This is a genomic window from Aureisphaera sp. (genome assembly GCF_059726885.1).
On record NZ_AP041051.1, the window covers coordinates 217,317 to 231,134 of the forward strand.

The window sequence follows — 13,818 nt, forward strand, 5'->3', positions numbered from 1 at the left end:
CTCCATTTATGAAACAACTCTTATTGGTTTTTTTAGGAGGCGGAATTGGTAGCACCTTGCGTTATGGTCTTGGGAAACATTTCAATAGTGCTGTTACCGGTATTCCTTATGGCACATTTGCCGCAAACATACTTGGAAGCTTATTGATAGGAATTATATTAGGGATGGCTGCAAAAAATGAATATCTTTCTGAAAACACCACATTATTATTGGCAACTGGGTTTTGTGGAGGTTTTACCACCTTTTCGACCTTTGCCTATGAAAACCATGTGTTTTTAAAAAATGGCGACCTTCTTAACTTTGCCCTCTACACCGTGGGAAGCTTTATACTAGGATTTGCCGCAGTATTTATAGGTATGTGGGCTGTCCGCTTCTTTTAATGATTTCCAAAGTCCTTTACGCCTGCTTCGACCCGTACCAATAAATCGTTTTCTTTTGGAGGAATAGGACATGAATAATTTTCACTATAGGCACAATATGGATTATACGCTTTGTTGAAATCTATGATCATGGTATCCCCTTCCGGAATCCATGCATCCAAAAAACGGCCTCCGCCATAAGAACCATCACCGCTGGTTAGGTCTGTAAATGGTAAAAACAAGTAATTCTCATATCCTTCTTGGGTTTCATGATCGGTACTTTGGTATAGATTTAATTTTAGTTCCTTACCATCTATCATAAAGTGAATTTCCCCATATTTTACATATTCAGGAAGACGCATCGTGGTAGTAAACATTAAAAAAGGCTTCTCATCGGGGGTTCTCACAAATTTTGCATTGACCCTATAGTTCAAGTCAATTGGATAGAACTCCAATTCTTCAAATTCCTTAAAATCCCTCGGTTCCAGAATAGTCGTTTCTGGATTACCGAATTTTTCATTTTCCTCCTTCTGATATGATTCTATCCCTTTTACAATTTCCGAATCTGTTTGTGCCCTTAAAGTGGGAAGTATCAATACAATGGAAATGAACAGTACGATTTGTCTCATAAAAATTATTTCTGACCGTAAAGATAAACGATTCATAAATTTTACTACATTTGAATTCCCTAAGAAGCAAAACATGCGAATTAATACATATATCCAAACCCAAAAGACCTCGGTGAATCCTCACCAAGTCCGGATATGTATGTATTGACAATCACACTATAAACTAATTCAATATAAAAACGTCCGGTAAACCTACCGGACGTTTTATTTTTATATACCTAACCAAATGAAAACTTTATTTAATCACTACATAAACAACTATAAGGGACTCTCTAGGGAAATCTGGCTACTTTCATTGGTAACCTTTGTGAACCGTGCCGGGGCCATGGTCATTCCATTCCTGTCCTTATACCTGGTTAGCGATAAAGGATTTACCAAACCTGAAGTTGGCATTATTATGACCTGCTTCGGATTGGGTTCATTTTTTGGAACCTTCGTAGGTGGAAAACTTACCGATAGCATTGGTTTTTACAAAGTAATCACCATAAGTCTTTTTCTTGGGGGTCTTGGTTTTATTGGGCTGCAATTTTTAGATTCCTTAGTAGGGCTTTGCATCGGTATTTTCGTCCTCATTTTTGTAGCAGATTCCTATAGGCCAGCAGTTTTTGTCGCATGCGACGCCTATAGCAAACCCGAAAACATGACGAGGAGTATCGCACTGATTCGATTGGCCATTAACCTTGGGTTTTCCATAGGACCAATGATCGGCGGACTCATTATAGCAAGAATTAATTATAATTCCCTTTTTTGGATTGATGGTGTAACCTGCGTTGCAGCTGCCATTATGCTATTTGTATTGCTGAAACCTAAAAAGGCTAAGGAAAAAGAACAAGAAAGTATGGAAAAAGAAGGGGTTTCCCCTTTCCAGAACAAATTATATATGTTGCTTATCGCCATCATGATATTGAGCAGTATTATGTTCGTTCAGTACTTTTCGGTAGTCCCCTTGTATTATCAGGAAGTGCACCTATTATCAGAGGAAGTAATTGGACTCATACTCTTCCTAAATGGAGCGATCATAGTAATTTTCGAAATGCCGCTGGTAGGATGGCTTGAGCGAATAAACATCTCTAAAACCATGGCTACCTTTTGGAGTATGATTTTCTTAGCTGCGAGCTTTATAGTATTGAACATGAGCTCATGGTTCGGAGTGTTGATAATAGGGATGGTTCTCATGACCTTAGGTGAAATGATAGGGTCTCCATTTTCCAACTCCCTTGCTTTGGAAATGTCCCCTAAAGGACGAAAAGGGGGATACATGGCGTTGTATAGCATGAGTTTTTCGCTATCCCATATATTTGGCCATAATGGCGGAATGAACCTAGCCGATTCCTTTGGATATGAATTTACTTGGTATATCATGTTCGTTGCATTACTAATCGTTGGGCTCATGACACTATGGTTACACAAATTACTCCGAAATAGGTACATTTGAAAAATGAGAAAGATTCTAACACTTTGTGTCATATTATGCATAGTTGCATGTCAAAGTTCCATTGAAAAGGGACCTACTTCCGAAATACCCAAAAAGAAAGGGAAAACAGTCCCAACCTTGGAACCCAACCGATATAATGTTGGGTTCCTCATTATGGAAGGTGTTTACAATACCGAATTGACCGCTCCTTATGACATTTTTCAACATACCATTTTCCGTGAAAACATAAAACCCATGAATGTGTTCACAGTGGCAGATACCGACGATCCGATTACCTCTTTTGAAGGCATGAGGATACTTCCCGATTTCAATTACAAAACGGACAGCATTCCCAAAATCGATATTTTGGTCGTGCCCAGTGCTGAGCATCATTTGGATACTGATCTAGAAAATGAAGCCATGATCGCTTTTGTTCAAAAGGCAGCTAAAGAAGCTCAGTTTGTAACCTCCCATTGCGATGGCGCATTTGTATTGGCAAAGGCTGGATTATTAGAGGGAACGGTTTCAACTACCTTCCCAAGCGATATTGATGCCATGCGTACCATGTTTCCCGAATTGGATATAAGAAAAGATGTATTATTTGTTCATGATGGTAAATACATCACTTCAGCAGGTGGAGCCAAAAGCTTCGAAGCAGCATTGTACTTGTGTGAGTATTTGTATGGAAAGGAAATAGCGGAATCCTTGGCGGGCGGATTGGTAATTGATTGGAATTTAAATGAAGTGCCTCATTTAGTGATTCAGGATGACTAAATGGATTTTACTTGGTTCTTTGAAACAACCTGGGAAAGTACTATTTGGGTCTTGGTCTCCCCGTAACTGATTAACTGATCGATGAACAATTCGAGATGCTTTTGGTTCTTCAGAATAACCTCCATCACAATATTTTCATTGCCGGTTACCCTATAGCAGTTGATCACCTCATTGTAGGTTTTTACCTTTTCCAAAAAAGGCTTTAATTTTCCCATGAATGCCCGTAACGTAACAATGGCCTTTAACTGGAAACCACTTTCGAATGGCGAAACATCGGCATGGTAACCCTGAATTAAACCAGCATCCTCCATCTTCCTGATACGCTCGGAAACCGCAGGCGAACTGATACCAACCTTACGTCCAATTTCCGTATTCGATTGTCTTGCATTTTCCTGTAAACAACTCAGGATTTGCCAGTTGAGTGAGTCAATCTTCATTTCTGAAATTATTTAACGCAAATTAACACATTCTTAAACCTAAACAACAAATTATCTTTAAAATTTAAAGTTTAATGTTCTATTTTGTCACTAAATTTGATACAATTGCTAGAAGAAGACTTTAATTATTATGTTACCCAACGTTCCAAATCACCTACATCAATCACCTTTGTATCAAAAGGCTGTGGATATTTTTACCCTATCCAGAAGGATTTCGCACTATTATGTGGACGATCTTAACCAGCTCCAGCACAATGGGGATGAGAACCCTCATATATATTTTACGGGCGATATTGTTCAACAATCCGTTTCCTTAGCTCCGGAAATTTTGAAAGCAGAGAATAATCTGCATTCCAAAGATAGGCACAAATATGCGGCTTCTATTACACGCCTAACCAATCGTTTGTACAAGAACTGCGAGCGCTTAGAACGAACCCATAGTAATGGTAGGGATTTCTTACCTATTTTAAGAGCTGAGCTAAAGAAGTTCAGAAAACTACAACGCAGCTGGATGCTTAGTCTGTAGCATTATTGTAGACCATTTAAAAACTCATTAAAATCTGCATCATTCTTCCAAGGAAGGAAGGCTTCATCATTTTCAATATACTTTCTTTCTTTCCACCCCTTTTCCTTGGCCAAATAAAGGTGTTCAAGCATTTTCTCCTTGTTGTTCATAAAGGAATAATCTTTCGCGAGCAGAAATTGAGGATATGCTGCATCGGGCTGTATGGTCGCCAATAAGCGATGGCAGTAGAAGACCTTCTTCATGTTTCTGCCACCCAATTCAATTTGAGCAGTCTCAACCGCAGCCGCAAACACCATATTTTCAACCCGTGCTCCTAACTCCTGAAGCACTAATTCTTCGGACTCAGCATATTTTTCGCGGAACTTGGGAAACTCCTTCTCCCACCATTTAAATTTAATTGGAGGAGGGCTCATATTGAGTTCCCTTTTCAAACGATCAAAAAACTTCTTCTTTACCCTATCCTCTTCCTCCTGAATACCTGCAATTAATTTTTCTTCTTTTTTGAATTCCTTCCTACTTCTCAACCATTGAATTTTTTCGGCAATGGAATCCAATTTGTAGTACCTGGCGAAGTTCCGTTTTAGTTTAGAGTATACTTCCACCGCTTTGACCAAATTTCCATTTTTTTCCAATACGTGTCCATCCTTGTACCATAACTCATATAACTCTGAAACTATATTGTTATCCACAGGTTTCCTTCCTTTTTTATAGGCTTGCAATTCCAAAAACCCAATTCCTTTGACAAGTTGATCCGGAGATGGCCATCTATGCCTATCCCCATTAGTGAATAGTTCGTTTTGCAAATTGATTTTATTCAAATAGGTTTGGGCATTATACATTTCATGATAATTCATATCGAGGGCGCCTACAAAACCTACATATGAAAAATTGTTTGATGGATTGGGTGTTTGGGCGGGAATGGGTGAAAAACCAGCTCCACAACCAATGACCCCTTCAATTTGATTGGTGAGCACAGCTACTGAGGCAGCCAATCGGGATCCACCCGAAAAGCCAGCTGTATAGACCAGTCTTTCATCTATAGGAAACATATTAAAGACGGTATCGAACAGCCTGTTGATAATATCGAAATTATCCTCCCTAAAATTTCGAGTATGGTTCGAGCAAATTAAGATATAATTGTACTTTTCGGCCGAAGGGACAAACAATTCTACCCCTAGCCTTCCCCTTGCCATGGGATCAAAAATATAAATGACCGATGCTCGTACATTCGGATCGTACCTCTTGGGAAGGTAAAGCGCAAACGTTTCGTTGGCACCCTTTACATTTACGGAATCTATTACTTTTCCATATTCGAATGTCGTGGTTTGGGATTGCACATAGGGTCCCAAGAAGAAGAATACACAAAGTAAATAATACTGTGGTTTCATTGCAACGGGTAAGTTACAATAACTACACCAATCCTAAAACCAAGTAGGTCTTAAAGCTTAAAAACATTACATGTTTCTTCGGTACTGCCCTCCTACTTCGAATAAAGCATAGGTAATCTGTCCTAAGGATGCATACTTGCAGACTTCCATCAACGCTTCAAAAATATTCTCATTGTTAATGGATCTTCTTTGAAGGTCTTTGAGCAGATTAGAAACTTTCTCTTCATGGTGTGAATTCAAGTTTTCAACCACCTCAATCTGGTACTGCTTCTCCTCTTCGGTAGCTCGAATAACTTCCGCAGGTAAAACCGTAGGTGACCCTTTGCTACTTAAGAAGGTATTAACTCCTATGATTGGGAATTCACCTGTATGCTTCAAAGTTTCGTAATACAGACTCTCTTCCTGGATTTTACTTCGCTGATACATAGTCTCCATTGCACCTAAAACACCTCCCCGTTCCGTAATACGATCAAACTCCTCCAATACTGCCGATTCTACCAGGTCGGTCAATTCTTCAATAATAAAAGATCCTTGGATTGGATTTTCGTTTTTAGCCAGTCCCAATTCTTTATTAATAATTAATTGAATTGCCATAGCTCGGCGTACACTCTCCTCGGTTGGCGTAGTAATGGCCTCGTCGTATGCATTGGTATGCAACGAATTACAATTATCGTAAATGGCATACAATGCCTGCAGTGTAGTTCTTATATCGTTGAAATCGATCTCCTGCGCATGCAAGGAACGTCCAGAGGTCTGAATGTGATATTTCAGCATCTGCGCCCGAGGGTTTGCCCCGTATTTATGTTTTAGGGCCTTGGCCCATATTCTACGCGCCACACGACCTATTACTGAATATTCTGGATCTATACCATTGCTAAAGAAGAATGAAAGGTTGGGTCCAAATTTATTGATATCCATTCCCCGACTTAAATAGTACTCGACATAGGTAAACCCATTGGCCAATGTAAATGCAAGTTGGGTAATAGGATTGGCTCCAGCTTCGGCAATATGGTACCCACTAATTGAGACCGAATAGAAGTTTCTTACTTGTTTTTGAATGAAATAATCCTGTACATCGCCCATAAGTCGCAGTGCGAACTCTGTTGAGAAAATACAGGTATTCTGCGCTTGGTCTTCCTTGAGGATATCCGCCTGTACGGTACCACGCACCTGTGTTAAAGTATCTGCCTTTATCCTGTCGTAAACCTCTTTAGGTAATACCTGATCCCCAGTTACACCTAATAGCATTAGGCCCAAACCATCATTTCCTTCAGGAAGATCCCCTTGGTATTGTGGTCGAGTCTTACCCTTATACAATTTTGCAATTTTGGCTTCTATTTCAGATTCCAGACCTTGTTCTTTAATGTATTTTTCGCAATTCTGATCAATAGCCGCATTCATGAAGAATCCTAGCAGCATTGGAGCTGGACCATTAATGGTCATACTCACAGAAGTCATGGCATGACTAAGATCAAAACCCGAATACAATTTCTTAGCATCATCCAAACAGCAAATAGACACTCCTGCATTTCCAATCTTTCCATAAATATCTGGACGGTGACCTGGATCATTTCCGTAAAGGGTCACACTGTCGAAAGCAGTAGAAAGTCGCTTTGCTGGCATACCTAAACTCACATAATGGAAACGACGATTGGTACGCTCTGGCCCACCTTCACCTGCAAACATTCTTGTTGGATCTTCCCCCGTTCTCTTAAACGGGTACAATCCTGAGGTATAGGGAAATTCCCCTGGTACATTTTCCTGTAACGTCCATCTTAGTAGATCACCCCAAGCTTGGTACTTTGGCAAAGCCACTTTAGGGATTTGGGTATGGGAAAGGGACTCTGTATGCGTGTCTATCTTAATTTCTTTATCCCTAACCTTGAAAGAATACACAGGGTTCTTATAACGATTAACTTTTTCGTCCCAGCCCAAAATTACTTCCCAATTATAAGGATCGAGATTCATCTTTACACGATCGAATTCCTTCTTCAGCAATCCTAACAATGTCTGATTCTCTTCGGTCTGAGCCTCGCTTATCGCTTCTTCATCCATTCCATGCTGGGTCAAACCAAGTTTGGTCTCAGTGACCGATTCCATAGTTTTGTGGATACCGTATAGTTTTTGGGCAACATCGACTTGTTCGTTCACCCGAACATCATAACCCCTGTTGTTTTCAGAAATTTCGGAAAGGTAACGGGTCCTAGCTGGTGGAATCACAAAGATCTTTTCGCTCATCTCATCTGTGATCTCAAAAGTACTTGCAAGATCTGCCTCTGTCTTCTCTACCAATTCGTCCATGATCGCCTTGTACAACTGATTCATCCCAGGATCATTAAACTGGGAAGCAATCGTACCATATACAGGTAATTCCTCTTGTGGAGTATCCCATAATTGGTGATTGCGCATGTATTGTTTTTTTACATCGCGCAATGCATCCAAGGACCCTCTTTTATCGAATTTATTGATAGCCACCAAATCGGCAAAATCCAACATATCAATTTTCTCCAATTGTGTCGCCGCTCCAAATTCCGGAGTCATAACATATAAGGACACATCGCTATGATCCAATATTTCAGTATCGCTTTGCCCAATTCCGGAGGTTTCCAGAATAATCAGGTCATATTCGGCTGCTTTTAGCACTTCGATTGCCTCGGCTACATATTTGGAAAGGGCAAGATTACTTTGTCTCGTTGCCAAACTGCGCATATAAACACGTGGCGAATTAATCGCATTCATTCGAATACGATCACCAAGCAATGCACCTCCCGTTTTTCTTTTGGAAGGGTCTACGGAAATAAGCCCGATGGTTTTTTTAGGGAAATCGATCAGAAATCGACGCACCAATTCGTCAACAAGGGACGATTTTCCTGCTCCTCCTGTACCAGTAATACCCAGGACAGGAGTTGAAATGGTCTTATTCTTTTCATGAATGGCATCTAGTGTGTCCTTTGCCACGTCCGGAAAATTTTCTGCCGAAGAAATGACCCGGGCAATAGCACCTGGTATTTTTTCCGAAAGACGGTCCACCTCTCCATTCAAGTTATCACCAATCGGAAAATCGGATTGTTGCACCAAATCATTGATCATCCCCTGTAGTCCCATTTCACGACCATCGTCTGGAGAATAAATTCGGGTGATCCCGTAATCCATCAGTTCTTTTATTTCAGACGGAAGAATTACCCCGCCGCCGCCACCGAATATCTTAATGTGGTTGGCCCCTTTTTCCTGTAGCAAGTCATACATATATTTGAAGTACTCGTTATGACCTCCTTGATATGAAGTCATGGCTATGGCATTCGCATCTTCCTGAATGGCTGTATTCACTACTTCCTCTACACTCCTATCATGGCCTAAGTGAATTACCTCCACCCCAGTGGCCTGAATAATACGCCGCATAATATTGATGGCCGCGTCGTGCCCATCGAATAAAGAAGCCGCAGTTACGATTCGTACTTTATTTTTTGGGGTATAAGGAGCTTGTTGCTGCATTGATAAAATAGGTTGAATTTTGAAGTGCAAATTTACGAAATTCGCAATAAAAAGAGGGTTTTTCAATCAAGTTAGTTACGAACACCATTTTCGACTAAAGCCGAAAATTAGCTTTATGAAAACTCCATTTCTTACTTTTCTGATTCTTCTATTGGTTGCCTGTAGTGGTGAGGACGATACCACTACCATAACCGTGACTACTTCAGATTTCAATATCACCATTGATGAAAATCCCCTTAACGGCGAGGTGCTGGGAATAATAAATGGTCAAACCAATGAAGGCTCTGTCCATTTTTCAATTTCCAACGAAACTCAAGCAGGGGCTTTTTCCATAAATCCTGAAACGGGTGAATTGACGGTAGCGGATAATTCGTTATTCGATTTTGAAACGAATCCAACCCTCCAAGGTATTATCGAAGTGCACAATGGAGATATATTCGAAAATGCTAACATCACCGTTACCCTAAATGATGTATTCGAAGAATCTATTTTTGATGGAGATGTTCTTTTAATGACTCAGGAAGAAGTTGACATTTTTGCCAGTAACAATTATACACGCATTAATGGTGATCTACTCATAGGAACCATTGGCACTCCCAATAATTCTATAGTTGATATTAGTTCCTTAAGCTCTTTATTAAGTGTTGAAGGAGGAATTATTATTGGTAGTAACACCGCCTTAGCAAGTTTGGAAGGGCTACACAATGTGGTAACCGTGGGAGGCAGACTTCAAGTAAGCGGAAATAGTAGTATACAAAATGTCGACGGATTTAGGGGTGTTACCTCAGTCGGTGAAAATCTTTTTATAATCGCCAATCAAATGCTAGTAGAAATAGATGGAGTTTCCAACATATCTAGCCTGGGGGAGCATATAAAAATAAATAACAACGGTGCTCTAAGGAGCATCGAGGGTCTAAGTCAGATCACCTTAATACCCGGAGGGATGGAGGCACGAGCCAATAATGTTCTCGAGTCTTTGGAAGGACTCAACAACTTAAACACCATTGTCCACAACTTAAGTATCAATTCCAACAATAGCCTAACCGATTTCTGTGCTTTGGAGGGACTCGTGGTTGCAGGTGAGTTTGGTGGGTTATCTATTTTCAACAACCCTTTTAACCCTAGCGCGGAGGATATAATAGAGGGTAACTGTAACTTCTAATACAGCTTTTGCAAATACTTCTTTTTAATACCCCTACGTTTCTTTAAGGATTCCTTAAGATTTTTGTACACCTGTATTTAAGGCAAAATACCTTACATTTGTGGTTCGTTCAGTTCTCTATAACTGTTCATATGATTCGGAGCAAAAACATAATACATTTTCTGGTAGTGCCACTAATGGCATTATTGGTGTTGCTTCCGACCATTGCCAATACCATTCACCACCATAGTGAAGACGAAGAGCATTTAAGCTGTAAGGAAACCACAACTCATATTCACGAAGGCCATTTTGAATGTTCCCTGTGCTTTGTCCTTATCACGCCAACCTTGTATGCCCCAGAGCAGGAGATAACCGTCATTACGGATATCACCATTTCGGAGCGTCCGGAAAAACAATTTGAATTTAATTACACTTCATACGATTTAGGCTTTAAGTTTCTAAGAGGGCCTCCAGTAATCTCTTAAATAATCCATTCAAATCTTGGCTTGACAATGTTGACACACCTCAGTATTTGTTCTGTGCCAAGTAGTACACGTATTCCAAACAGTGAATAGTATAAGAGATTAATGCATTTACGTATTCTTTTTATTGCATTTGCCCTGCACGTAACGGTTCAGGCTCAGGATTGTGATTTTACCCTATCCGGTAAGGTGGTCGATCTTCATAACAATGTACCCCACCAAGGTGCCATGCTCTACATTAATCAGTTGAGTCAGACAGCCATTGCCAATGAAGAAGGGTTTTACGAATTCAATGGTTTGTGCAGTGGTAGTTATACCATTATCATATCGCATCCAGAGTGCACCACCATAACCCGTGAAATAGTCGTAAGGTCCAACACCGAGCGAAACTTTAAGATGGAACATCATTTAGAAGAACTTAATGAGGTTATCGTCGAAGGGAAGTCGCAATTTGATAAACTTGTTTCCGTGAAGGAAGTGCAACTATCCAAAGATGCCCTGGACCGCAATAGTGGGAAGTCATTGGGAGATGCCTTAAATGAGATTAGTGGGGTATCCTCACTCAATACAGGTAATTCCGTGGTAAAGCCCATCATAAATGGGTTGCACAGCAGCCGGGTAACCATAATAAACAATGGTACCCGTATGGAAGATCAGGAATGGGGGGCGGAGCATGCTCCTAACATCGATATAAATGCTTCAGAAAAAGTGGCGGTTATTAAAAATGCAGCTGCCTTGCAGTATAGTGGTGATGCTATTGGAGGCGCCATTATTCTGGAACCCAGTCGCATTGTGGTGAAGGATACGCTCTACGGTAAAACGATGCTAACTGCCGCTTCCAACGGAAGAGGTGGTGTGGTTTCCTCCCAGATTACCAAAAGCTTTGAAAGTGGATTCTACGGACAATTACAAGGAACCCTAAGAAGGTTTGGTGATTTTGAAGCCCCTAATTATGTGCTGAGCAATACAGGAATCGATGAAAAGAGCCTTTTTGCACGTTTTGGGGTAAACAGATTCTCCTATCGCTTGGAAGGAAGCTATTCCTTGTTTAAAAATACGTTGGGGATTCTTAGAGCCTCTCATTTGGGTGGACCCCAGGATCAATTTATCGCCATAAACAGCTCTGAACCCTTAATTATTAGGGATTTTACCTATGATATTGATGTACCCAGGCAAGAAGTAACCCATCAGGTCTTTAAATTGAAAGGAGATCGGAATTTCGGGGAACACTCCAATATAGCCTTCCATTATACCTATCAGCAAAATGATCGGTTTGAATTTGATATTCGTCGGGGTGATGATGCGGAAAATGCATCTGTAGACCTTAATCTAAAAACGCACACCGCTGCCATCGATTTCAAATCGAGGCTTTCCGATGGATTAAATTTTAAATCCGGTATAATGGCCGACTATCAGGAAAACTTTGCCAATCCTGCAACTGGCGTTCGCCGGCTCATACCGGATTACGAAAGGTACCATCTTGGAATCTATGCCATTGCAGATTATGAGGTAAATGATACTTGGCAATTGGAAGCAGGACTTCGATTGGATTATACCTATATGGACGCATTGAAATTCTACCGTACTTCTTTTTGGGAGTCCAGAAATTACGATGAGTTGTTCCCAGAATTGGTTGTAGAAGAATTCGGGAATCAAGTGCTTACCAATCCAGAGTTGGATTTCACCAACCTATCGGCTACCGTGGGAACTTCCTACGAATTCTCAGATCAGTTCACTGGATACCTTAATTATGCTTTGGCTTCCCGGGCACCCAATCCGTCTGAATTATTCAGTGAAGGATTGCACCATTCCGCTTCCCGCATTGAATTGGGGGATTTGCGTTTTCAATCGGAAACCTCTAACAAATTGTCTGTAACGGTAGAAGGGAAACTAAAAGGGTTGCAATTTGCCATTAATCCGTATGCAAATTTCATTTCGGATTTTGTGGTAATCGAGCCCACGGAAATCCAGCAAACGATACGGGGTAATTTCCAAGTTTGGGAATACAGGCAAACCGACGCTTATTTTTTAGGTTTCGACCTGGATGCCTCTGTACCCTTTACAGATAATCTGAATTGGGAAAGTCAATTTTCTTTCCTAAAGGCCTACGAAAGTGACAATGATCGTCCCCTTATCAATATACCCGCCACCCAATTTAGCAATAGGTTGTCGTATGAAAATTCGAGCCTAAACAACCTAAAATTGACTTTGGGAAGCACTTATGTATTCCGGCAAAACGAATTCCCGGATAACAATTTTGACGTATTTATTCCCGAAACAGACAGTTTTGAGTTACTGGATATAAGTACACCACCAGATGGATATTTATTGCTCAATTTTAGCGCAGAATATCCTTTTACGATTAAAAATAAAAGTCAAATTGTCCTTGGGTTGTCCGTAGAAAACCTACTTAACGAATCATACAGAAACTATTTGAACCGATTCAGGTTTTATGCAGATGATCTTGGGAGAAATATTTTATTGAACCTTAAAATCAATTATTAAAACAAAAATTATACATATGAAAACCTATAGATATTTAACCCTATTATTAGTTGCAACCCTTTTTATGGCATGTAACAATGATGATGACAGTACCCCAGACCCTGTAAACGAAGAGGAAGTGATCACCACCATGACGATTGCCTTAACACCTCAAGGTGGTGGTGGAACGGAAGTTATTATGCAAACCCGTGATGTAGATGGTGATGGACCCAACCCTCCCGTAATTACGGTAGTAGGAGAATTAGTTGCGGGTACTACCTATAATGGAGCTGCATCTTTCTTGAACGAAACCGAAACTCCTCCAGAAAACATTAACGAGGAAATCGAAGAAGAAGATGACGAGCACCAAATTTTCTACGTTGCTGGAGGCGGATTGGATGTAACCACGACGTATTCTGATCAAGATGCAAATGGAAATCCCCTTGGATTGTCATTTACGCTTACAGCAAATACTGCCGGTACTGGAACGATGACAGTTACATTGCGTCATGAGCCTACCAAGCCTAATGATGGCACATTATCGGATGCGGGTGGAGAAACGGATATTTCGGCCACTTTTGATGTAACCATTAATTAAGAACATAGTATTGAAGCTTTGAAAAACGGCCACTGTTGAAGTGGCCGTTTTTTCTTTGCATGGCATCGAAAAGCATTGTGACGTATACTTAAAA

Annotated in this window: 12 protein-coding genes; 8 read left to right on the forward strand and 4 right to left on the reverse strand. The window is 40.5% G+C overall.

Annotated elements, in window-relative coordinates; genetic code table 11:
- Nucleotides 1-8: 8 nt before the first annotated feature.
- Entirely contained in the window at nt 9-380 is a 372-nt protein-coding gene (crcB, locus tag AC6JAD_RS01055; RefSeq protein WP_461304180.1) for a fluoride efflux transporter CrcB, read from the forward strand.
- Here crcB and AC6JAD_RS01060 read toward each other — a convergent pair.
- Nucleotides 377-988, reverse strand: a complete 612-nt coding sequence (locus AC6JAD_RS01060; protein WP_461304181.1) for a DUF1684 domain-containing protein — start codon at nt 986-988, stop codon at nt 377-379. The two genes, crcB and AC6JAD_RS01060, sit on opposite strands and share 4 nt — an antisense overlap.
- 226 nt (nt 989-1,214) lie before the next feature.
- On the opposite strand from AC6JAD_RS01060, the gene AC6JAD_RS01065 reads away from it, so the two are divergent.
- Together AC6JAD_RS01065 and AC6JAD_RS01070 are read left to right on the forward strand one after the other, a co-directional pair.
- The gene (locus AC6JAD_RS01065) at nt 1,215-2,423 is read left to right on the forward strand and encodes an MDR family MFS transporter (RefSeq protein WP_461304182.1); all 1,209 of its coding nucleotides are present in this window, start codon (nt 1,215-1,217) and stop codon (nt 2,421-2,423) included.
- 3 nt (nt 2,424-2,426) lie between these two features.
- Complete coding sequence (locus tag AC6JAD_RS01070) at nt 2,427-3,176, forward strand: DJ-1/PfpI family protein (protein ID WP_461304183.1); 750 nt, start codon at nt 2,427-2,429, stop codon at nt 3,174-3,176.
- On the opposite strand, the gene AC6JAD_RS01075 is transcribed toward AC6JAD_RS01070, so the two are convergent.
- Nucleotides 3,173-3,613 (reverse strand): Lrp/AsnC family transcriptional regulator, encoded by a 441-nt coding sequence (locus tag AC6JAD_RS01075; RefSeq protein WP_461304184.1) that lies wholly within the window; start codon nt 3,611-3,613, stop codon nt 3,173-3,175. The genes AC6JAD_RS01070 and AC6JAD_RS01075 overlap by 4 nt on opposite strands.
- A 130-nt stretch (nt 3,614-3,743) precedes the next feature.
- On the opposite strand from AC6JAD_RS01075, the gene AC6JAD_RS01080 reads away from it, so the two are divergent.
- Nucleotides 3,744-4,139, forward strand: coding sequence for a hypothetical protein (locus AC6JAD_RS01080; protein ID WP_461304185.1), 396 nt, complete (start codon nt 3,744-3,746; stop codon nt 4,137-4,139).
- Nucleotides 4,140-4,141: 2 nt separating this feature from the next.
- On the opposite strand, the gene AC6JAD_RS01085 is transcribed toward AC6JAD_RS01080, so the two are convergent.
- Both AC6JAD_RS01085 and AC6JAD_RS01090 read right to left on the reverse strand, forming a co-directional pair.
- Nucleotides 4,142-5,527 (reverse strand): hypothetical protein, encoded by a 1,386-nt coding sequence (locus tag AC6JAD_RS01085; protein WP_461304186.1) that lies wholly within the window; start codon nt 5,525-5,527, stop codon nt 4,142-4,144.
- A gap of 66 nt (nt 5,528-5,593) precedes the next feature.
- On the reverse strand, nt 5,594-9,019 hold the full coding sequence (locus tag AC6JAD_RS01090; RefSeq protein WP_461304187.1) for a methylmalonyl-CoA mutase family protein: 3,426 nt from the start codon (nt 9,017-9,019) through the stop codon (nt 5,594-5,596).
- 115 nt (nt 9,020-9,134) lie between these two features.
- Here AC6JAD_RS01090 and AC6JAD_RS01095 point away from each other — a divergent pair, with 115 nt between their 5' ends.
- The 4 genes from AC6JAD_RS01095 to AC6JAD_RS01110 all read left to right on the forward strand — a co-directional run bounded on the left by AC6JAD_RS01095 (nt 9,135) and on the right by AC6JAD_RS01110 (nt 13,724).
- Nucleotides 9,135-10,181 carry a cadherin repeat domain-containing protein gene (locus tag AC6JAD_RS01095; protein WP_461304188.1) on the forward strand — a complete coding sequence of 349 codons (1,047 nt, stop codon included), beginning with the start codon at nt 9,135-9,137 and terminating at the stop codon, nt 10,179-10,181.
- A 131-nt stretch (nt 10,182-10,312) separates the two neighbouring features.
- The gene (locus AC6JAD_RS01100; RefSeq protein ID WP_461304189.1) at nt 10,313-10,645 is read left to right on the forward strand and encodes a hypothetical protein; all 333 of its coding nucleotides are present in this window, start codon (nt 10,313-10,315) and stop codon (nt 10,643-10,645) included.
- Between the two features lie 102 nt (nt 10,646-10,747).
- Nucleotides 10,748-13,147, forward strand: a complete 2,400-nt coding sequence (locus AC6JAD_RS01105) for a TonB-dependent receptor (RefSeq protein ID WP_461304190.1) — start codon at nt 10,748-10,750, stop codon at nt 13,145-13,147.
- Nucleotides 13,148-13,163: 16 nt separating this feature from the next.
- Entirely contained in the window at nt 13,164-13,724 is a 561-nt protein-coding gene (locus AC6JAD_RS01110) for a type 1 periplasmic binding fold superfamily protein (protein WP_461304191.1), read from the forward strand.
- The last annotated feature ends 94 nt before the right edge of the window (nt 13,725-13,818 follow it).